The organism is Nocardia araoensis NBRC 100135 (assembly GCF_000308435.1).
GTDB lineage: Bacteria > Actinomycetota > Actinomycetes > Mycobacteriales > Mycobacteriaceae > Nocardia > Nocardia araoensis.
In genome coordinates this window covers 1-20,718 of sequence record NZ_BAFR01000085.1, presented here as the reverse complement: position 1 = coordinate 20,718, position 20,718 = coordinate 1, and the positions used below count along the sequence as shown (strand labels likewise).

Genomic DNA, 20,718 nt, shown 5'->3' with positions numbered 1-20,718 from the left:
ACGACGAATCCGTCGCCGTTGTCCATCAGCAGCGACGGGAGTGTGGCGTTGACCTTGCCGAACTGGCTGGATCTCGCCGTCCTCGGCACCGTTGTGGTGGCCGCGGTGCTCGGCTGGCGTCGCGGCGCGATCGTGGGGCTGCCCGGTTTCGCGGGCGCTCTGGCGGGGGCCATCCTCGGCGCCGGGCTCTCGGCCACGGCGCTGGGTCAGCTGGCGCCGGGCGCCGTGCGGCTGCTGCTCGTGCTGACGGTGGTCGTGGGGCTGGTCGCGTTCGGCGCGGTCGCCGGGCACCGGGCCGGACGAGCCGCGCGTGCGACGGTTTCCGATCCCGTCGCGCGCCGCGTCGACGCCCTGTGCGGATGCCTCGCCCATGTGTTCGCGGTTCCACTGGTGGTGTGGCTGTTCGCCGCACCGCTGGAATCCGCCGCAGTAGTGCGTGATTCGACGACCGTGCAGACTGTCGACGAGGTCGCGCCGTTCTGGCTGTCCGGACTGTCCGAAGTGCTCACCGGACCGATCGTGGACGCCGGGCTGGGCCGCCCGCTCCCGCCGCCCGATCCGGGCATCGCCGAGGGACCGATGCCCGCCGAACTGCGCCAGAGCGTGCTTCGCGTCCAGGACCTCGCGCCGACCTGCGGCGTGCGCCAGTCCGGCTCCGGATTCGTCATCGCGCCGCAGCGCGTGCTGACCAACGCGCACGTCGTCGCGGGCTCCAGCAAAGTGTCCGTCGACACCGCGGCCGGACCGCTCGCCGCGACCGTCGTGCAATTCGATCCGACCATGGACATCGCGGTGCTCGCCGTCCCCGGTCTCACCGCGCCCGCCCTCACCGTCGCGCCCGAACCCGCCGATCCCGGCGCCGACGCGATCGCGCTCGGCTACCCCAGGGGCGGGTCCTACGCCGCGTCCGCCACGCGGGTGCGCGGCCGGGCCGAACGCCAGGTGCGCGACATCTACCGCACCGGTGTCGGGGAACGTGAGATCTACACCCTGGACGGCTCGATCCAGCACGGCAATTCGGGCGGGCCGCTGGTCGACCGCGACGGCCGCGTGCTGGCCATCGTGTTCGGTGTCGACGAGAACAACAGCAACGTCGGCTTCGCCACCAGCCTGCCGGAAGTTCTCGACCGGCTCGACCACGGGTGGCGCTCCGACCGCCCGGTCGACACCGGCCCGTGCGCCTCCTGACCGGCGTCAGGACGCGTCGGCGACGATCACCACCCCGCTCGAGGCGTCCAGCAGCGGAATGGTCCGCTCCGCGGCGTCGTCGACGTGCACGCGCGGGTGCGCGGGCAGCTCGGCCTCGTAGTAGGTGCCCGGACCGTAGAACTGGCCGTACTTCACCACCACGCCGTCGAAGTCCAGCACGGCCGCTTCGTGCTGCTGGATCACCGCACCCCGGCCCGCGGGCGGTTCCCACGCGATGCTCTGGGCGAGGAAGCGTTTCGCACCGGCCGCCCGCGCGGCGGCGATCAAGTTACGGGTGCCCTCGGTCCGGATGCGTGCGTTCGCCTCGGCCCGCTCCGGCAGCAACGCCGCATCGTCCGGCAGGTCGGTGAGCTGGTGCATCACCAGGTCGGGCCCGAACCCGACCACGGCGGCGGTCAGCGCGTCGGCGTCGTACACATCGCACACCACAGGCTCTGCCCCCAGCGCCCGCAGCGGATCGGCCTTCCCCGCCGACCGGGTCATCCCCGCGACCTCGTGCCCCGCCTCGATCAAGAGCGGAAGCAAGCGGACTCCGATCACGCCGGTCGCACCGGCCAGGAAGATGCGCACGGTGTCGATTTTGCCGTGCGTCCATCAGGGCGTGTTCGCGGCCCCTTGCGGAGAGGGAGCCCAGACGATTCAGTCGCAGCTCACCCAAGCGGTGGCCTGGTCGCCGTCCAGCACGTATTCGATTCCGCGGGCGGACAATAGGCGGAGTACGGGCGTGTTGTCCGGCGTCGTGCTCACGAACAGCTTCGTGTAACCCTCGGCGGTCGCCCGCTCGAGCAAAGCGGCGAACACGGCAGTGCCGATATGCGTCCCGCGCCGGGAGCGGCCGATCCACACTCCCGCCTCGACGGCGCTGTCCGAGTCGGGCAGCGGGCACAGCCGTGCGGCTCCGACCACCTCGCCGTCCACCCGTATGCCGTAGGTCGCCTCGACCGGCGGGCTCGCCAGCGCCCGGCCTCGATGGAACGCTCGGAACTCCGCTTCGCGGTCGGCATTCCAGCTCGTGCCCGGATCGTCGACCGGCATCACCTCGCCGGGATCCGCGTCGGCCACCGCGGTGCGCAGCAGATCGGTGAGCAACGCTTCGTCGAGCGATTCGAGGACGACATGGCCGGGCACAGCGCCGATCCTCGCACCGGGCACTGCCGCGCGCGACCGATTTTCCGCCCGCTCAGACCGGCGTGATCGGCAGTCGCAGCGCACCCGGCGCGGCGACCGGCACCACCGGGTTCTTCGGTTCGATCGGCGCGAGCCTGCGGTAGGCCGTGCCGAGCGGAGGGCGCGGGTCGTCCTCGCCTTTGTTCGGCCACAACGCCATGGCGCGTTCGGCTTGAGCGGTGATGGTCAGGGATGGATTCACGCCCAGGTTGGCCGAAATGGTCGAGCCGTCGGTGATGTGCAGGCCGGGGTATCCGAACACCCGGTGGTACGCGTCGACGACGCCGGTCCCGGCCGAGTCGCCGATGGCGCAGCCGCCGATGAAATGGCCGGTGATCGGAATGTTCGCCAGTTCGGTCCAGCCACCCTGCGGCAGGCCGTCGATCTTCGCGGCGATCCGCCTGGTCACCTCGTGACCCTCCGGAATCCACGTCGGCGGCGCGGCGCCGTCGCCGGGCTTGGTGGTCATCCGCCTGCCGAACAAGCCGCGCTTGGTGTAGGTGACGATCGAGTTGTCGACGTTCTGCATGACGAGCACGCCGATGATGCGCTCGGACCACCGCCGCGGGTTGTGCAACCGAAGCAGATGGCGGCGCTGCGCCACGAGCTCCCGCACGCCCAGCCACCAGCGGGCCCTGCCTTCCTGTCCGTCCACGAGAACGGTGGCCAGCAAACTCATCGCATTGCTGCCTTTGCCGTAGCGGACCGGCTCGATGTGGGTGTATTCGTCGGGGTGGATGGACGAGGTGATCGCGACGCCCTTGGTGAAGTCGGTGTCCTTGCGCAGCGAGCGCGCGGCGAGCACGGCTTCGGAGTTGGTGCGGGCCAGATGGCCCAACCGCGGCGAGACCCGCGGCAGACTGCCGTTGTCGCGCAAGCGGTGCAGCAGTTTCTGGGTGCCGAGCGCGGCGGCCGCGAAAATCACCTGGTCCGCGGTGAACGTCTGCCCGCCTTTGCGCACCCAGCGCCCGGTGCGTTCGGTCCGCACTTCGTAGCCGCCTTCCGGCCGCGGTCGCACGTCCGTCACCGTCGTCAGCGGATGCACGGTGGCCCCGGCCTTTTCGGCGAGATAGAGGTAGTTCTTCACCAGTGTGTTCTTCGCGCCGTGCCGACAGCCGGTCATGCACTCGCCGCAGTGCGTGCAGGTGGAGCGCGCCGGTCCCGCGCCGCCGAAGAACGGGTCGGCGACCTGCTGACCCGGCCGGGACGCGTCGTCCGCGAACAGAACTCCCACCGGCGTGCGACGATAGGTGTCGCCGATGCCCATGTCCTGCGCGACTTCGCGCAGGATCCGGTCGGCGGGAGTGGTCGCCGGATTCTCGGTCACACCGAGCATTCGTTTCGCCTGGTCGTAGTACGGCGCCAGCTCGGAACGCCAATCGGTGATGTGCGCCCACTGCTTGTCCCGATAGAACTTCTCCGGCGGCTCGTACAGCGTGTTGGCGTAGACCAGCGACCCGCCGCCGACTCCCGTCCCGCTCATGATGAAGGTGTCGTTGAGCAGGGTCATCCGCTGGATGCCGTAGCAGCCGAATTTCGGCGCCCACAGGTACTCGCGCAGATGCCAGGAGTTCTTCGCGTATTCCTCGTCGGCGAACCGCCTACCCGCCTCGAGCACGCCGACCCGGTATCCCTTCTCGGTCGCCCGGAGTGCGGCGACGCTGCCGCCGAATCCGGAACCGATGACGAGCACGTCATAGTGGCTGTCCATGCGCTCGAGCGTATGGCGGCGAACACGCAGGACGGACGAGAGATACGGACGTCATATCGAGATTTCCGGCCATCTCGCCACAACCCGCGCGGCCACTCGTATGCTCACTGCGTCGCGCCCCAGCGAGAGGGAGAGCCTGTGACGGATCGCGAAGTGTTGACCTGGGAAGTGTTCGGCTCCGCGAGCCGGGAACTCGCCGCGACCATCGCCGCGGACGGCTTCGAGCCCGATCTGATCCTGTCGATCGCGCGCGGCGGGCTGTTCGTGGCGGGCGCGCTCGGCTACGCCTTGGACGTGAAGAACCTGCACGTGATGAACGTGGAGTTCTACACAGGCGTCGATCAGCGCCTGGAGTTGCCGGTGATGCTGCCGCCGGTGCCGCAGGCGGTGGATCTGGCCGGCGCCACCGTGCTGGTCGCCGATGATGTCGCCGACACCGGCGCCACCCTGAAGTTGGTGCGCGACTTCTGCTCCGGCAAGGTCGCCGAGGTGCGCTGCGCGGTGATCTATCAGAAGCCGTGGTCGGAGGTCGACAGCGAATACGTGTGGCGGCGCACCGACCGGTGGATCAATTTCCCGTGGTCCACCGAGCCACCGGTGGCGCGACGACAACCGCGCGTGCTCGACGCGTGACTCGGCTCGGCGTTGCGGGCGATCGATCGGGACGGCAGCTCACCGACCCGACTCCGTAGCCGGATTGCACGAAGCCGGATTCGGCTATGAGACCACAAAAGCCTATTTACCGGTGCCGCGCAGCAAGATTCGGACGGCAATGTTGCCCTTCTTGTCCAGTATGGCGAACTTGTAGTCGTACTTTTCTTTCGCTGCGGGGGTGAAGGCGAAGCGAATCATGCAGGACGTGTCGGGTTGCGCGAGGGGACAATTGGATTCGTCGATACTGTAGCCGGTTCCCGAAAAGTACGATTTCGAAGCGTCGTAACAAGCCCGCCAGACGAAGGAGACGTCTTGCTTCGCCGTGCCGCCGACGGGGACCGCTCCGAATTGAAGGGTTTCCACGACGTCGGGACACTCCGGCGGGTCGGCGGTGGTGGTCGTGGTCGTGGTTTTCGTCGCGGTCGTGGTTTTCATCGTGGTCGGGGTTTTCGTCGTGGTCGTGGTCGTCGAGGCCTGCTGGTCTGCCGAGCGCACGATCCGCCGGGAGGTCGTGGTCACGGTCGGTGGAGTCGTCTCCTGGTCCGACGTCGCGCCGATCACCTGCTCGGTGGTCGGCGTGACGGCCGGCTCCGCTTCCGGCGCTCGGTCGGTGGTCGTCGCTTCGAACAGACCGAGCGCGACATCACCGGTCGGCGCCGCGAGAGCGATCCATACCCCGGCGACGACCGCGACAACGGCGGCGGCTAGCAACGCCAGACGAGTTGTCCGCTCGGCTATTTCTGCGCGTCTGCGCTGCGCGGCCCACTTGTCGATGGTCTCGGCGACTTCGCGGGTGATCGGATGATACGGGCCGAGTCCACTGGTGAAGCTCGGCAGCCAGGATTCCCAGAGCGCGATCCGCTCGTTCGCGGCGCCCGTGGAAATCCCCTGGAGGAAGGCGAGCGCGCCGTCGGGATCCCCCGCTGCCAGATAATGCCGGACCGCGGCGACTTCGCGGTATGCGGCGGCTTGCGCCGAGCCGCACCGCTCCAATGCGCTCAGCACCGCTCGGTGAGCCCGCCGTGGGGACACTCCCGCCGACGCGTTGGCCGAAGTCAGCGACGCGTGCACGATGACATGCGCGACGCCGATGTGCTCGTCCGGAGTGCTCGGGCGGCGGCGGGTGAGCAACGCGCCGAGTGCCACCGTCAGGTTGCGCACCTCGGGTTCGGGCATATCCGCCGGTCCGAGGTCCTTGATCGATTCGCAGACCACCTCGATCGGAAGCACCGGCCCCGGGCTACCGGTCAGCACCACAGCGACCAAGAGACCGAGGCGATAGATCGCGCCGGTGCTGCCCGTCCGAGCGAGCGACGCGCGCACCGCCTCCAGTCTCCGCCGCACCAGCACACCGACATCGACACCGCGGCTGAGATCGTCGTCGGTGAGTAGCGGGGCGATGTCGACGACCAGCCGTGGGACGAGCCATCCACTGGTCGGCGACCACGGCGGAGCCGACCGGTCACGTGTGCCGGACGCGGCATCCGGTAGTCCCAAAGCCGGGGCCAGTGCAATGAACCTCTCCTGGGGCCACGGATTGCCGTGCTGGTCGCGCACATGCGTCCGCAGGAAAAGTCGGATGTCGAACGCGGAGGGTCCGGTCAACGTGAACGACCGCATACGCGCGAATTCCGGCATTGCCAGGACATCGGAATCCGTCGCGGCACTGACGATCAGGCGCAGGTGATCGTAGTCGTCTCGGGTGGTGAGACTGCCGATCGTGCGTGCGATGCCCGCACGCCATCCGGGCTCGCTCGGCAAATCGAGACCGTCGATCAGTACGGTGACACGGCGCTCGTCGTCGCGAAAACGGCTCAGTACACCGTGGAGTCCTGCCGTGATCGCGTCGTCACGCTCGTGGTGATCCCGATCCGCTTCGGTCGCGGACTCCTCGGGCGCGGCGGGCGCAGGCAGCTGTCGTCGCAACTGGACGACAAGCTCGTCCACGAGCTTCGTCGCGGTACTGGTTCCGGTGAGGAACACAGCCGCATCGACGCTCGCGGCGGCGGTGACCGTCGCGGTAGTGGTCGACGTGTCGGCCAGGCCCGGGCGCACCAGCACCCCCATCAGCACCGATTTACCGGAGCCACTGACGCCGACGATACCGCGCAGCCGCTCGAATCCATAATCCGACAGCTCGTTCAGTTGCCTGCGCATCGTCGTGGTGACGTGTAGCCGCGTCGTCAACTCGTCCACGGTCGCGGCGTCGGCTCGCCCATGGACCACATCTCTCGTTCGAGCGACGTTGCGCACCAACCACAAACCGGGATCGCTCTGTTCCTTGACTTCACCGATTGCCATCGAAAAAGCCTGTGGCAGTTGTCGCGTGCAGGAATTCGCGATCGGGTCGCGTAAATCCGCCGGCAAGAGATATTCGCCGCGGCGCGGCAGGCCCACCCCGAAGACATCGAGCATGGAGCGGGTGAAACACCCCCTGTACGCCGGACCCTCGTCGGATGCGACCAAAAGCTCCAACCGGCCGGCGGATCGAGCCACCGCGTCCGACCAGTCCCGGGCCGCGGCCTGCGTCGCGCCGCCTGCCTCACACGCGTCGACCAGCACTATCAGGCCGTCGATGTCGGAATACCGCTGTGCAAGGCCGCCGATCGCCTCGGACAGATTGAACACCCCGAAGGGAACGAACGGCCTGTCGCCACCGGCCATCGGCGAGGGCGAATCCTTCGTGAGGAAAAAGTACCGAGGCGGACCGGTCATGCTGATTCCGTGTCCGATGAAACCGAGGAGCAATATCGCCCGTTGCCGGTTCGCTTCTTCGAACGCCGTGACCAGCGCCGACTGTAGATCCCGCAACGTCGGATCGATCAGCGACATGACCTTGCCGTCGAACGGGCGCCACTCCCCGGAGGTCACGAGTGCCGAGGACAATTCGCGCGCCAGATCGCCGGTGAATCCCAGGCGAGGCATCGCATCGCATTCCGATCCGATGATCAGCGCAAGCCGGTTCCCCACAGAGCGATGATATCGGCCCGCAGCGTCCACGTCCTCGCGTGAAGCAGATATTCCTCTGAGTGACAACAGTATTCGAGCGTAAAACACACCGGGTCCCACGCAGCGTGGGTTGAAGATTCGAATATCGACTTGTCGGTATTTCCAGGGAAAATCAAGTTACCGGTTCGAGTAGGCCCGGCATCGACCCCCGCCCCGGCGGATCGGCCACCGGTTGCCGCTGGAGTTGTGCACGCGATGAAGGCGGGGCCGCCATCATGAGCCCCCGCCGAACCGCGATCGAATGGACGACCGATCGCAACACGCCGCATTCTTGAACGTCGACGGTCCGCTTTGTAGCAACTTTTGAGCTACCATCTGATCACGGTGCCAACCAGCACTCCCACGACCGGCGATCCGCATCACCCGAGCGGCACCAGCGGCCTACCGGAGTCGGTGAGTGCCCCCACCGATCCACGGCCGGACTTCCCATGCGTGACCGGAGCGGAGCCCGAGAGCCAACCCGGCGCAACGTAGGATGAATTCTCGATCGTGGGCATCGGGCGGCGAGCCGAGATGACGTTTTGCGCTGATCGACAAGGGAATCCGGATCCTTGTCACCGAGCAGGAAGCGGCTAGGAGGGATGCGGGTGGGCGCGGTAGCGCGATCTGGAAAGCAGCGGAGTATTCGCGGTCGGATGAGGAAGACCGGCGCTGTCGTGGCAACGGCTGTGCTCATATCCTCCGCAGGCGTGGCCGCGGCCGCAGCCGCGCCGATCCACGCGCCGATATTGCGCGCACCGGCGAGGGGTTTCAGCGAACTCTCCGTGCCATCCAGCATGGGGCCGGTCAGGGTCCAGGTCCAGTGGGCCGCTCGCGGCGGGAGCGCGGCGCTCTACCTGCTCGACGGCCTGCGCGCGCCCGCCGACCACAGTCAGTGGACGACCGATACCGACGCCCTGAGCCAATTCGCGGACGACAACGTCACCCTGGTGCTGCCGGTCGGTGGACACTCCAGCTTCTACACCGACTGGTATCGGCCCAGTAGCACCAACGGTCAAGAGACGACGTACAAGTGGGAGACCTTCCTCACCCAGGAGCTGCCCGCCTACTTGCAGCGGTACGGCGTATCGCGCACCAACAACGCCATCGTCGGAGCCTCCATGGGCGGCAACGCCGCCCTGGTCCTGGCCGGATACCACCGCAACCAGTTCAAGTTCGCCGGATCGTTCTCCGGATTCCTGCACCCGACGTTCCCGCTCTGGAACGAAGCGATGCGCGCGGCCATGTGGGACGAGGGCAACTTCAACGTGGACGACATGTGGGGGCCGGCCGGGGATCCGGCCTGGAGCCGCAACGATGCCACCGTCCAGGCGGAACTGCTGCGCGGACTGCCGATCTACGTCTCGACCGGCAACGGCCTGCCCGGCCCGCTCGACGTGCCGTTCGGCGTCGGGAACACGGTCAACGCGATGGGCTTGGAGTCGATGACGACGATCGCCGCCCAGATGTTCCGTGATCGCCTCGCGGAACTCGGCATGACCGCCCGCGTCGACACCGTCGACGGAACACACACCTGGCCCTACTGGCAGCAGGCGCTCGCGACCGCGCGGCCGATGATCCTCGACGCGCTCGGCGCGCACTGACCCGAGTCCCGCAGCGGAGCACCGGCCGCGGACTCCCGCCCCCTCGGTGCTCGGACTAGTCCGACAGGACCCCCGCAACGACCACGCTCACCGCGCCGCCGACCGCCTCGCGCGAGGGCGCACCGGCATCCCGGTCGGCGCACAGCAAGTGCGCGGTCCCGATCAGCATGGGGGCGAGTGCGTCGATGTCGGCAGTGGACGCGATCCGGCCGAGATCGCGTTCGGCGGTGAGATACCCGGCGATCATGGCGGTCGCTTCCGCCAGAACGGGGACACCGGTCGGCCTGCCGCGGCGCAAACGTGCGCGCAATTCGTCCCGGAACGTGATCAGGCTGACGATGGACGTGGTGACCGGGCCGAACAGGTCCATCAGCGCGGCGGTGAGGTGCTCGACCACGCCACCGCTCCCGGCGGACTCCCGCAGAGCGGCGCCCCGGCGCTCGATCTCGGCGATGCGGGCGGTCACCAGTTCGGCGAGGAAGTCGTCGAAGTCGGTGAAGTGCCGGTGCAGAACGCCTTTGGCGCAGCCGGCCTCCGCGGTGACCGCCCGGCTGGTCAACGCGCCGGGCCCGTCGCGGAGCAAGATCCGGTCGGCGGCGGCGAACAGTTGCTCGCGCACGTCGCGCAGCGCCACTCCGGTGGGCATACGGGCATCCCTTTCGGTTCGGATCGAGCCCACCCCGTTGCCGAGTGGGCGCTTGCCCATTTAAGGTGGGCGCATGCCCACTATACCTTCGCCCGGAGAAACGCCGCACCGGCACCGGCAGATCGCGGAGTCCTTCGGCGTGTATGCCGAACGCTACGACCGGACCAGGCCCAGCTATCCCGAAACCCTGGTCCGACACATTGTTTCCGCGAGTCCCGGGCGTACGGTCCTGGACGTCGGCTGCGGTACCGGTGTCGAAGCCCGGCAGTTCCAGGCGGCCGGTTGCACGGTGCTCGGCGTCGAACCGGACCCGCGGATGGCGGAATTCGCGCGGCGGCAGGGACTCGAGGTCGACGTGGCGACCTTCGAAGCCTGGGACAGCGGAGGCCGGGTCTTCGACGCGGTGATCGCGGGAACGGCTTGGCACTGGGTCGATCCGGTCGCGGGCGCGGCGAAGGCGGCGGGAGTCCTGCGCCCCCGGGGCCTGCTGTCCGCGTTCTGGCATGTGTTCCAGCTGCCCGCCGAACTGACGGAAGCGTACGGCGCGGTGTACCGGCGGGTGGCGCCCGACTCGCCGTTCACCCCCCAGCCGGGCACACGAGCAGCCTTGGAGGGGTATAGGCCGATTCTGGACAAGACAGCCGAAGGCATTTGGGAGACCGGTCGATTCGGCGACCCGCTGGAATCGAATTACCGATGGGAGCGCACCTACACCCGAGACGAGTGGCTCGATCAACTTCCGACGCACGGCTCCATGACCCGTCTCCCGCAGGACAAGCTGGCACAAGTGCTCGACGGCGTCGGCGCGGCGATCGACGCCATGGGCGGCAGTTTCACCTTGCCCTACACGACGGTGGCGATCACCGCGACGCGTACCGGCACGCCCTGACCGGTACCGGGGCGCCGCGCTTGTCTCGCGCAGCACGAACCCGGCTCCGTTTCCGTCTCGGCGAGCGGGGGTAGCTCCGACAGGTGTCCGGCGATGATCCGTTGCGGTCGCCGCGTTCCGAGCAGTGAAGGAGACGGTTGGGTGTCAGGGTTGTTGGCCGCGGGCGGATGGGGACTACTGGCCGGATCCGCTCTGCTGATAGGCGCTCTGGTGGGGTTCCTGGCGCGGATCCCGACGAAGATCGTGGCCGGCGTGATGGGCGATCACCGCCCTGGCCGCGGGCGCGATCCTGGCCATGATCACCGACACGATGATCCCGGAGGCTTTCGAGAACGCCCACCTGTGGGTCGGGTTGATCACGGTGGCCGGGTTCCTCACCGCCTTCGCCCTGTCGCAGCTCGACCAGTAGCGCTGTGGCACAGAGTCTTTCAGCCGCTCGCTCAGCGCGCGTCGGCTCGGCGGTCGGGCGCCCACAGACGGTCGGCGTCGCCCGTGGCCATCCGGCCGCGGTAGACGTCGATCTTGTGGTCGATGAGTTCGAGGTTCTCGTGCAACTCGGCGATCCTGGCGACGACCTCGGCGCGATGCGCCTCCATCAGGGCGAGCCGTTCGTGTTCGTTGCCGCGCCCCGCCGCGACGAGTTCGGCATAGCGGCGGATGGTCTTGATGGGCATGCCGGTGGCGCGCAATTTGGTGCAGATGGTGATCCAGTCCAGGTCCAGCTGCCGGTAACGCCGCCAGCCGCCCGCGGCGCGGTCGACGGGGGTGACGACCAGACCGGCGCGTTCGTAGTAGCGCAAGGTGTGCACACTGACCCCGGTGCGCCGGGCGGCCTCGGCGATGCTCATACCTTCCTGAGGCGTAGGGGTTTCCGTCTGCGGCTTGACTTCGAGCACACTCTAAAATCTAGCGTCCGAAGGCATGACGACAACACTGATCACCGGAGCGAACAAAGGTCTCGGTTTCGAGACCGCCCGCCGGCTCGTCGCCGCGGGCCACACCGTCTACATCGGAAGCCGGGACGCCGATCGCGGGCGCCGGGCCGCCGAGCGGTTGGGGGCACGGGTGGTCCGGCTCGACGTCACCGACGACGCGTCCGTGGCGTCCGCGGTCGCGGCCATCGAGGCCGACGGCGGCTTGGACGTGCTGGTCAACAACGCCGGCATCGCACCGGAGTGGACCGCCACCAACACCGTGATCGGCGCCGCCGACGTGACCGCCGACCTGATGCGCCGGACCTTCGAGACGAACGTCTTCGGGACGGTGCGCGTCCTGCACGGGTTCCTGCCGTTGCTGCAGCGTTCCACCGCACCGGTCGTGGTGAACGTCAGCAGCAGCCTGGCCTCGCTGGCCCGGGTCAGCGATCCCGGCAGCCGGGCGTACGCCTACCCTGGCGTCGCCTACCCGGCGTCGAAAACCGCGGTCAACGTGCTCACCGTGCAGTATGCGAAGGCGTTCCCGAACATACGGATCAACGCGGTGGAACCCGGCTTCACCCAGACCGACCTGAACGGCAACACCGGCTCGCAAAGCGTGGAGCGAGGCGCGGAGATCATCGTGCGGATGGCGCAGGTCGGCCCGGACGGCCCCACCGGGGCGTACTTCGACGCCGACGGCCCCCTGCCCTGGTAGGCGCTGGGATTCGCCCAGGGGGCGAGGCCGGCACGGACTGCATGTACCGCGTCGAGCGGGCAGCCCAGAGAAGAGTCCCGCAGAACGCCATCGGCCCTGCGATGCGATCGACTGCGCACCCGCAGTCCGGTCAGGACGCGACGGACGTGCTCGGTTCGGATGCCGGTGAACGGACCGCGTGTGCTCGCGCGATCACCTCTCGCAGCCCGTATCCATTGACGATGGGTATCCCATAGCGGTGTTCGAACTCGGTGCGCAGTTCGGTTCCCGCCGGCGCCGAGCAGCACAGGGCGAACCGCACCGACGAGGTGTCCGGCCGCGTCCGGCCCGGCAGATCCGACAGCGCCGCGTACAGGCTCGGGACCGCCGACGCGTAGGTGGGCCGGATTCGCTCGATCCGTTCCAGGAACGACTCCGGGTCGAGCGGGCCCGCCATGGTGACGCGACCTCCGGCCACCAACGGCGACAGGGCGCCGAGCAGGATGCCGCACAGCTGCCGCATCGGCAACGTCGACAGGCCGTGGTCGCGATCGGTGAGGGCGAAGACCGTGATCACCAATCGGCACATGGCCTCCAGGTTCCGGTGGTCCAGCAACGCCCGGTTGCCGCCGCCGTAGCTGATCAGCGCCAGTGTCTCCCCGCCGGGCCGCACGGCGGGGGCGCGGTCGCGTTCCCAGGCGTCCAGCGCCGCGGCGGGCGGGATCACCCGGACCGATGGGGAGATCGCGGCCGGGCGCTCGGTGCCGATGAGCGCCTTGGGATCGGCGTCGGATATCTGCCGACTCGCCTCCTCACCAGAGGCCGTGGGGTCGATCACGGCGGCCGTGGCGCCCAGGCGCCAGATCGCGAACAGCGAGACCACCAGGTCGACGGCGCCGGGCAGCATGGTCGCGACGACGTCACCGGTCGTGACGCCAGCGGCGCGCAGGCAGGCCGCGGCACGCTGGACGGAAGACAGGAACTCGCTGTTGTCCAGTTCGGCGCCGTCGGCGGCAAGGGCCGGTTGACGCGGGGCGGCTACCGCGCGGCGGTCCGGAAGAGTGGAAAGGGTCATGTGATGTCCTCAGCAGCGGCGTAGTTGTTCGATGACAACGGTAGGGAGCACAGCCCGGGCCGCCACCGTCGTGCAACGATCAAATTCGTCGCCCGCCTTGTCGCCGGAAGACAATATCGACCGGCGGGATCCATCGCCGCGCTCACGGCGGGGTAATACGATCGGTTGGTGACGAGTTCTCGTCGCAATGAAGCCGAGGTCGACCGCTGTGTCGCGACGATCGCCGCCCGCATGAACGAGCGGGTGACGGATATCAGCGCGAGCATCCGCAGCGCGCTCGAGGAAGAGATACCCGAACTGCGCGCGGAGGTGCACACCGTCGAACTGCTCGGGGCCAGCGTGCAGGGCAATGTCGCCACCATGCTGCACGCGCTGCGCCACGACATCCCCGCCGCGCGCACCCACCTTCCTTCGGCGGCCACCGAGTACACCAGGCGTCTGGCCCAGCGCGGCGTCCCGCTCAACGCCCTGGTGCGCGCCTACCACCTCGGACAACGGCGGGCGACCGAACTGGTCTTCGCCGAACTGCAGGCCGCCGATGTCGCGCCGGTCGACCGATTCGTCGTCGGCCGGGCCATCGCCACCCGGCTGTTCAGCTACCTCGACCAAGTGATCCAGGAAGTCGTCGCGGTCTACGAGGGAGAGCGCGAGCAGTGGTTGGACACCCGCAACAGCGTGCGCGCGCTCTGTGTGCGCGAGCTGCTGACGGGCAAGACGTTCGTCGACGTCGACAGCGCCACCGAGCAGATCCGTTATCCGCTGCGCTGGCATCATCTGGCGCTCATCGTCTGGTATCCCGATACCGGCGGCCACGGCGACGAACTGAGCGAGCTGCAACGGTTCGTCCGTGGATCAGCCGAGACGGCGGAAACCTCAGGGACCCCGCTGTTCGTCGCCGACGATCAACTCAGCGCCTGGGCGTGGCTGCCCTACCGTTCGGCGCGCCCCGATGCCGTCGCCGACGTGCGCGGTTTCGCGAACGCGCAACGCGACGGCCCGAGCGTGGCGATCGGCACGATGGCCCCCGGACTGTCCGGGTTCCGCCGCTCGCACCGCCTGGCCCAGGACGCGCGTACGGTCGCGCTGGCGCGGACGGACACCGAACACCGCGTGGTCGCGGCCGATGACCCCGGTTTATCGGTGGCGGCTCTACTCGGTGACAGCATCGTGGAAGTCCGGGAGTGGGTCGGCGACGTGCTCGGCGATCTGGCCTCCGACACCGACAACGACGCACGGCTGCGCGACACGCTCCAGGTCTTCCTCCGCGCCGGATCGAGCTACAAGGCAGCCTCCGCGGAACTCGACCTCCACTCCAACTCGGTGAAATACCGCGTGGGCCGGGCGGTTTCGCGACGCGGCAGGCCCATCGCCGAAGACCGACTCGACGTCGAACTCGCACTGCTCATCTGCCACTGGTACGGATCGGCGATACTGCGGGCCGATCCGGCGTGACCCCGCCGCCGGAACTCCGCGGCGCGACGCGGTCTCGCGTCGGCAGCGCCGGATGGCCCTGGGGCAGACTCCGCGATGGCACACATCCAGGACGGTATCCGCTCCGTCGCGGTTTCGTCGTCACGATGTGGCGATGACAGTGCTGCCGACCAAGGCGGCGACCAAGCCGACGATCTGGCTGCTGTGCAAACGCTCCCGCAGCGCGGTCACGCCCAGTACCACGGGGACGATCGGGTAGAGCGAGGACAACACGACTGCCACTGTCAGAGACTCGGTCCGTGTGGCGAGGAGATAGGACACGAGCGCGGCGGCGGCGAGGACGCCGGAGAGCACGGCCGTGAGATCGGCCCGATGTCTCCGGTCCGGCGCGGCATCTCTCGATCCGGATGCCAGCGTCCATGCGACCAGGGCGACGAGTACGACGGCCGCCGCGCGGCCCGCCGCCACCGGCCATATACCGGAGGCCGGGGCGGCCCGAGCCAGCGCGAGGTACTGCACGGCGATGCCGACACCGGCTATCAGTCCGTCGCCGACGGCGGCCCGGGTATTCGGGCCCGCGCCGGTCGCACCGCCCGCGACCAGCCAGAGCGCGGGCACAGCCAGCGCGATACCGGCCCATGCCGATGCCGTCGGCTGCTCACCGAGCACGGCGGTGCCCAGCAGAACCGGCAGCGCGGCACCGCCCACGGCGCTGATCGGCACGACCACGGACATCGCGCCGCGGCTGATTCCGCGAAACAGGAAGGTCATCGCGATACCGGTGCCCACTCCGGACAGCGCTCCCCAACCGAGATCGGCGGGATGAGGCCCGGTGTGGGCGACCAAGGGGCCGGCGAGAGCGGTGACGGCGAGCCCGCCCAACTGGCCGAGCAGCGCGGCCCGCTCGAATCCGACTCGCCGAGAGGCGATTCCACCCCAGAAATCCGACAGACCGTAGCTCAACGCGGACATCAGCGCCAGCAGCGTTCCCATGATCAAGCCCGCCGGTCTCGCTCGGCCTGCCCCACCGGACACAGCGCGGATCGCGTGCAGCCGACACGGTCGCACAGCCTGCACAGCACATTCGAATCGCCGATCTCGCCGTACAGCCGGGGCAGCAGCTTCTCCAACAGTCCCGTCAAAGTCTCGCGCTCCGCCTCGTCGAGTGCGGATACCAGCGCGGCCAACGGCCGCGCGCGAGCGGCGAGGATTCGGTCCGCGGTTTCCCGGCCGGACGACGTCGAACTCACGCTCACCTGCCGTCCAGCGCCGGGAGAGCGGCGGACCAGTCCGGCGGCCTCGAGCGAGTCGACCATGCGAACAGCCGCGGATTGACTCAACCCCACACGTCTGCCCAGTTCGGTCACGCTGATGCCCGGCGATTCCACGAGCGTCACCAACGCGCTCGCGCCACTGCCGCTCACCGCACCGGCGGCGTGCACCCCGGCGAGCATCACATCGCTGATCGCGAGCGCCGCCGCTCCGAGCAGGTTCACCAGCCGAATATCATGCATGCATCATGCATAACCTCGCCCGCGGGTGACCGTCAACCTCTCACCCGGACGCACCGGGTGCGGAGTGGAACGATCAGGAATCGAGAAGCGCTGGTCAGCGGGCCGCGGTTAGCGTTGGGCCGCGAGCCGTTCACACACAGAGGAGGACTCATGGACTGGGACAGAAGGGTTCGGCAGACGCACCGGTGGCTGGCCGTCATCTTCACGGCGACCATCGTCGTCACGGTCGTCGCATTGGCGCTCGGGGGCCCCGTCTGGGTCTCCTATGTGCCGTTGCCCCCGCTCGCCTTGCTGCTCTTCTCCGGTCTCGGCGTGTTCGGGTCGTCCTGGACCGCCAGGCGGCGCGCCAGGGCGGCCGGGACCACCTCGCCGCGGCAGGTCACGTCGGCACCGCGGGTCAGGCAACTGCATCGCTGGTCGGGCATCGGTTTCGTCGCCACCGTTCTGGCCACTTTCGTCGCCTTGGCACAGCAGGAGCCGATCGTCTGGGTGTCCTACCTGCCGCTGCTGCCGCTCGCCCTGCTGCTGTTCTCCGGCCTGTACATGCTGGTGCTGCCGCTCGCCGTCGAACGCCGGCGTCGGCTCGCCACGTCCTAGTCGCCCTGCGGCGTCGCGCGGGGGCCGTCGAGCGATATCGTCGGAGTATGCGTGCCCGGCAGTTGACCCTGATGCAGGACGACCTCGTCGACTACGACAAGGCCATGGACCGCATGGGGCAGCTGGTCGAAGAACGCCACAGCGGCGCGCGGCCGGACACGCTGTGGCTGCTGAGCCATCCACCGGTCTACACCATCGGGCGGAAGACGCCGCAGGAGCACCTGCCGGACCCGGCCCACGACATCCCGGTCGTGCAGACGACCCGAGGGGGTCAGCTCACCTATCACGGGCCCGGCCAGCTGGTCGGCTATCTCATCGTCCGGCTCGATTCCGGCGAAGGGGTGGTGGACTACATCCGCGAGGTCGAGTTCCGCCTGATCGAGGCACTCGGCCGGTTGGGCGTTCCCGCCGAACGCCGCGACACCCCGCCCGGCTCCGAATTGCTCACCGGAGTGTGGACCCGCCGCACCGGCCGCAAGATCGTCTCCATCGGCATGCGCCAGAGCCGAGGGATCACCAGCCACGGCTTCGCTCTCAATGTGAACGGCGACCTCGAGCCCTGGCGCTGGGCCGTCGCCTGCGGGCTCCCCGACGTCGACATGACCTCCGTGGCCAGGGAATCCGGTGCGGCCACCATGGAGCACGTGCGCTCGATCGTCGCCACCGCGTTCGAAGCGAGTTGAGCTCCGCCCCGCGAACGTTTCACCGCTCGCGGCAACCGCGAACTCGTCTGGTGTGCGCGCCCAGCGAGAGCACGCCTCAGGCGCGGGCTGCGGGGGCCAGCCGGACTCGCGGTGTCGAGGTGCGCATGCCGGTCTTCACGGCATTGGCGTAGGCGGCGGCCGCGGCTCGGTCGGTGGGACGGGAACTCACCATGGGCCGCGCCATTATGCGTTACCGGACGTATCCCAAATTAGATGAGCGCCCGTGCTGGCACACCACGAAATCCGCGCGTCGATTCGCGCCGCCCGCGCGGCGTGTGAAGAATGCTCACGATCGCGAAAGTAATTGTCCGCCTAGGGATAACGAGCCTTATGGAGCGGACGGGGATGACTGGAGAAAATAGCGGTGGTACTGCTGTGGGTGGTGATCGTTGCCATCGTCGTGGTTCTGCTCGGCGGTGCGGCCGCGGCCATGGGGTGGGATCCGAATCCCCGCCGGAAAGCGCGGGCGACCGAGCCGGGCGCCGCGCTGCCGCTGGCGAGCACGCCGTCGCCGCACGACAGTTGGCCCCGCCGATCTTGACGCCGCGTCCGGCCGCGAGCCGTCTCGTCTAGGCCATCGAGCCGATCGGACGCCATAGCCGCAATGTTGCCAAACGGTTGCCAATGGTGACACATTTCTGGCCTCCCGACGCCTTTTGGCCGGGTACGGTGCGGAGGAAGAGCGCTGCACCGAGCTATCGCAGGCGCCCGCATGCGGCACTGGCACCGAGAATCCCGAGACGACGGAGGTGCGGCAGTGACAGGCACAGAAGCCACCTCCGGCCCGTGGCCGGCATTGCGCGTCGATGACTGGACCCCCACGCGGGAGACGCTGCACATGTGGACGCAGATCGTCGGCAAGATCAGGCTCTCGCACGCTCCGCTGGTCAACCACTGGTGGCAGGTCACCTTCTACGTCAGCCCGAGGGGACTGACCACCTCCGCCATCCCGCACCCGGCGGGATCCTTCGACGTCGAATTCGACTTCCTCGATCATCGCCTGCACATCCGGTCCAGTGACGGCCGGACCCGGCAGGTCGCGCTGGAACCCAAGCCGGTGGCGGCTTTCTACGGCGAAACCCTCGCCGCCTTCGATGAACTCGGGATTCCGGTGCGAATCCAGGCCAGGCCCAACGAGGTCGAGCCCGCCATCCCGTTCGCCGACGATTACGAGCATCGTTCCTACGACGCCGGGGCCGCGACCTTGTTCTGGCGGCAACTACTCGCCGCCGACCGGGTGATGCACGAATTCCGCGCGCGCTTCATCGGGAAAGTGAGCCCGGTGCACTTCTTCTGGGGCGCGATGGACTTGGCATGCACCCGGTTCTCCGGCCGCGCGGCTCCACAACACCCGGGTGGCGCGCCCAACTGTGGCGACTGGGTCATGGTCGAGGGCTACTCGCACGAACTGAGCAGTGCCGGCTTCTGGCCGGGCGGCGGGTCGGAGGGCGCCTTCTACGCCTATGCGTACCCGGAACCCGCCGGATTCGCCGACCACCCCGTCGGCCCGCGAGAAGCCTTCTACAGCCGGGAGAACGGCCAGTTCCTCCTGCCGTACGAGGCCGTTCGCACCGCACAGGCCCCGGAACGCATGCTGCTCGAATTCCTCGAGACCACCTACGAGGCCGCCGCCGATCTCGGCCGCTGGGACCGCGCCGCCCTGGAGGCCGACCCGGACCGCTGGAAGCACAAACGCCGAGCGCGCGAGACGGACAGGCCACGGCCGCCGGGCGAGTGATCCCACGGCGTGGCGACCGCCCGCCGTCCAGCGGCGCGAGGACATGGCGCCCGGCGTCGCGGGTCCGGTGTTCGTCGAAGACACCACCGAACCAGTAGTGAGTTACATAACTAACGGTACGTTACAGGGGCGGTTAGTCATCGCCCAGAACCGCGCGAACATGCAGGACAACGGGCCGACAGCCCTCCAGCGGGCATGTTTGCCAACAGTGGGAAGCCCTCCAGCTAGTGCGTCACTAATCAATGTATCGTTATATGACGGCACGTTAATCGACGGGATGAGACAAATGCACAACACGAGAAAGCGCGTGACAGTGCGTCGAGTGGTGGCCTCGGCGCTGATCGGAGGGGCGGTCGCCATGGCGGCGGCAGTCGCCGCACCCGAACCCACGGTGACCACGACCGCGGACCGGTACTCGCACAACCCCGCCGACAAGCGTGGTTCCGGAGTGGGCGAGCGGGCCAGGAGCAGCAACCACGGTGGATACAACGGACGCAACGAACGCCCGTGCCAGTACACCCCCGAGGGTTACTGCACCGGAGGTCGTTGACCACCGGCTCCACTCGCCGTACCGACGGCGAACCGGAACCCTGGGCGGCCCGGACGGGCCGCCCTTCCGGCTGTCGTCAGCCCTCGGCCGGGCCGTAGGCGAGATGGACGACGCCATTGGCGTAGACCTCGTGCTCTTTGAGCGCGAGCTTGGTCGCGTCGACGCCGTCGCTCCACAGGCGCTTACCCTTGCCGAGCGCGATCGGGTAGACGAACAGGTGCAGATCGTCTACCAAGCCGTCCGCGAGCAGCGCCCGCACCAGTGTGCCGCTGCCGCTGATGTAGATGGCGCCGTCGACCTCGTCCTTCAGTTTGCGGATGACGTCCGGGTCGTAGGCGCCGAGACGGGTGCTGTTGGCCCAGTCCACCTTCGGCTCGCTCGCACCGACGACGTACTTGGTCGTGTCGTTGAAGAACGGCGCGCCCGGGTCGTCCTCGACGGTGCGGGTGGACCAGGCCGGTGCGAACATCTCGAAAGTGTTGCGGCCCAGCAGGATCGCCTTCGAGGCCGAGGTGATCGCCCCGAGGGTCTCCCCCATCTTCGGGTCGAATCCGTACTCGAAGGTCCAGGACGGATCCTCGTACACGCCGTCGAGGGCGATGAACTCGTGAACTGCGATGGTTCCCATGG

Annotated in this window: 21 protein-coding genes; 11 read left to right on the top strand and 10 right to left on the bottom strand. The window is 68.4% G+C overall.

Translation table 11 applies throughout. The features are described from left to right. Positions 1-48 precede the first annotated feature (48 nt). Positions 49-1,188, top strand: coding sequence for a MarP family serine protease (locus ON21_RS11255; RefSeq protein ID WP_039797788.1), 1,140 nt, complete (start codon positions 49-51; stop codon positions 1,186-1,188). Between the two features lie 6 nt (positions 1,189-1,194). Here ON21_RS11255 and ON21_RS11250 read toward each other — a convergent pair whose 3' ends face one another. The 3 genes from ON21_RS11250 to ON21_RS11240 form a co-directional block, all read right to left on the bottom strand. Beyond that, positions 1,195-1,779, bottom strand: a complete 585-nt coding sequence (locus tag ON21_RS11250) for an NAD-dependent epimerase/dehydratase family protein (RefSeq protein ID WP_039797735.1) — start codon at positions 1,777-1,779, stop codon at positions 1,195-1,197. A 69-nt stretch (positions 1,780-1,848) separates the two neighbouring features. Continuing rightward, positions 1,849-2,337: a GNAT family N-acetyltransferase gene (locus ON21_RS11245; protein WP_051020694.1), complete on the bottom strand. Its 489-nt coding sequence runs from the start codon at positions 2,335-2,337 to the stop codon at positions 1,849-1,851. Between the two features lie 52 nt (positions 2,338-2,389). Then, positions 2,390-4,087 (bottom strand): FAD-dependent oxidoreductase, encoded by a 1,698-nt coding sequence (locus ON21_RS11240; RefSeq protein WP_039797734.1) that lies wholly within the window; start codon positions 4,085-4,087, stop codon positions 2,390-2,392. 138 nt (positions 4,088-4,225) lie between these two features. On the opposite strand from ON21_RS11240, the gene ON21_RS11235 reads away from it, so the two are divergent. Continuing rightward, complete coding sequence (locus tag ON21_RS11235) at positions 4,226-4,720, top strand: phosphoribosyltransferase (RefSeq protein ID WP_039797733.1); 495 nt, start codon at positions 4,226-4,228, stop codon at positions 4,718-4,720. Between the two features lie 102 nt (positions 4,721-4,822). Here ON21_RS11235 and ON21_RS39535 read toward each other — a convergent pair whose 3' ends face one another. Continuing rightward, positions 4,823-7,711 (bottom strand): caspase family protein, encoded by a 2,889-nt coding sequence (locus ON21_RS39535; protein WP_039797731.1) that lies wholly within the window; start codon positions 7,709-7,711, stop codon positions 4,823-4,825. 620 nt (positions 7,712-8,331) lie between these two features. Here ON21_RS39535 and ON21_RS11225 point away from each other — a divergent pair. Further along, positions 8,332-9,333 (top strand): alpha/beta hydrolase, encoded by a 1,002-nt coding sequence (locus ON21_RS11225; protein ID WP_083880552.1) that lies wholly within the window; start codon positions 8,332-8,334, stop codon positions 9,331-9,333. A 55-nt stretch (positions 9,334-9,388) separates the two neighbouring features. Here ON21_RS11225 and ON21_RS11220 read toward each other — a convergent pair whose 3' ends face one another. Continuing rightward, the gene (locus ON21_RS11220; protein WP_039797729.1) at positions 9,389-9,979 is read right to left on the bottom strand and encodes a TetR/AcrR family transcriptional regulator; all 591 of its coding nucleotides are present in this window, start codon (positions 9,977-9,979) and stop codon (positions 9,389-9,391) included. 73 nt (positions 9,980-10,052) lie between these two features. Between ON21_RS11220 and ON21_RS11215 the strand changes: the two genes are divergently transcribed. Then, positions 10,053-10,868, top strand: a complete 816-nt coding sequence (locus tag ON21_RS11215; RefSeq protein ID WP_083880551.1) for a class I SAM-dependent methyltransferase — start codon at positions 10,053-10,055, stop codon at positions 10,866-10,868. Positions 10,869-11,308: 440 nt separating this feature from the next. Here the strand turns inward: ON21_RS11215 and ON21_RS11210 are convergent, their stop codons facing one another. Next, the gene (locus ON21_RS11210) at positions 11,309-11,764 is read right to left on the bottom strand and encodes a MerR family transcriptional regulator (protein WP_039797727.1); all 456 of its coding nucleotides are present in this window, start codon (positions 11,762-11,764) and stop codon (positions 11,309-11,311) included. 25 nt (positions 11,765-11,789) lie between these two features. Between ON21_RS11210 and ON21_RS11205 the strand changes: the two genes are divergently transcribed. Next, positions 11,790-12,500: an SDR family NAD(P)-dependent oxidoreductase gene (locus ON21_RS11205; protein WP_039797725.1), complete on the top strand. Its 711-nt coding sequence runs from the start codon at positions 11,790-11,792 to the stop codon at positions 12,498-12,500. A 130-nt stretch (positions 12,501-12,630) separates the two neighbouring features. Here ON21_RS11205 and ON21_RS11200 read toward each other — a convergent pair whose 3' ends face one another. After that, positions 12,631-13,554 carry a class I adenylate-forming enzyme family protein gene (locus ON21_RS11200; protein ID WP_051020688.1) on the bottom strand — a complete coding sequence of 308 codons (924 nt, stop codon included), beginning with the start codon at positions 13,552-13,554 and terminating at the stop codon, positions 12,631-12,633. 168 nt (positions 13,555-13,722) lie between these two features. Between ON21_RS11200 and ON21_RS11195 the strand changes: the two genes are divergently transcribed. Beyond that, the gene (locus ON21_RS11195) at positions 13,723-15,006 is read left to right on the top strand and encodes a PucR family transcriptional regulator (protein ID WP_245562546.1); all 1,284 of its coding nucleotides are present in this window, start codon (positions 13,723-13,725) and stop codon (positions 15,004-15,006) included. A 120-nt stretch (positions 15,007-15,126) separates the two neighbouring features. On the opposite strand, the gene ON21_RS11190 is transcribed toward ON21_RS11195, so the two are convergent. Both ON21_RS11190 and ON21_RS11185 read right to left on the bottom strand, forming a co-directional pair. Beyond that, complete coding sequence (locus ON21_RS11190; RefSeq protein WP_039797721.1) at positions 15,127-15,978, bottom strand: EamA family transporter; 852 nt, start codon at positions 15,976-15,978, stop codon at positions 15,127-15,129. Between the two features lie 2 nt (positions 15,979-15,980). Beyond that, positions 15,981-16,499: a MarR family winged helix-turn-helix transcriptional regulator gene (locus tag ON21_RS11185; RefSeq protein WP_039797719.1), complete on the bottom strand. Its 519-nt coding sequence runs from the start codon at positions 16,497-16,499 to the stop codon at positions 15,981-15,983. Between the two features lie 150 nt (positions 16,500-16,649). On the opposite strand from ON21_RS11185, the gene ON21_RS39250 reads away from it, so the two are divergent. From ON21_RS39250 to ON21_RS11165, 5 genes are all read left to right on the top strand, one after another. Further along, the gene (locus tag ON21_RS39250) at positions 16,650-17,096 is read left to right on the top strand and encodes a hypothetical protein (protein WP_039797718.1); all 447 of its coding nucleotides are present in this window, start codon (positions 16,650-16,652) and stop codon (positions 17,094-17,096) included. A gap of 47 nt (positions 17,097-17,143) precedes the next feature. After that, entirely contained in the window at positions 17,144-17,779 is a 636-nt protein-coding gene (gene lipB, locus ON21_RS11175; RefSeq protein WP_051020687.1) for a lipoyl(octanoyl) transferase LipB, read from the top strand. A 385-nt stretch (positions 17,780-18,164) separates the two neighbouring features. After that, positions 18,165-18,341, top strand: coding sequence for a hypothetical protein (locus tag ON21_RS38355; RefSeq protein WP_157170794.1), 177 nt, complete (start codon positions 18,165-18,167; stop codon positions 18,339-18,341). 171 nt (positions 18,342-18,512) lie between these two features. Beyond that, positions 18,513-19,538, top strand: a complete 1,026-nt coding sequence (locus tag ON21_RS11170; protein ID WP_373281126.1) for a DUF5996 family protein — start codon at positions 18,513-18,515, stop codon at positions 19,536-19,538. Between the two features lie 307 nt (positions 19,539-19,845). Continuing rightward, positions 19,846-20,088 carry a hypothetical protein gene (locus ON21_RS11165; RefSeq protein WP_157170793.1) on the top strand — a complete coding sequence of 81 codons (243 nt, stop codon included), beginning with the start codon at positions 19,846-19,848 and terminating at the stop codon, positions 20,086-20,088. A 76-nt stretch (positions 20,089-20,164) separates the two neighbouring features. Here ON21_RS11165 and ON21_RS11160 read toward each other — a convergent pair whose 3' ends face one another. After that, entirely contained in the window at positions 20,165-20,716 is a 552-nt protein-coding gene (locus tag ON21_RS11160) for a dihydrofolate reductase family protein (RefSeq protein WP_039797715.1), read from the bottom strand. Positions 20,717-20,718: the final 2 nt, after the last annotated feature.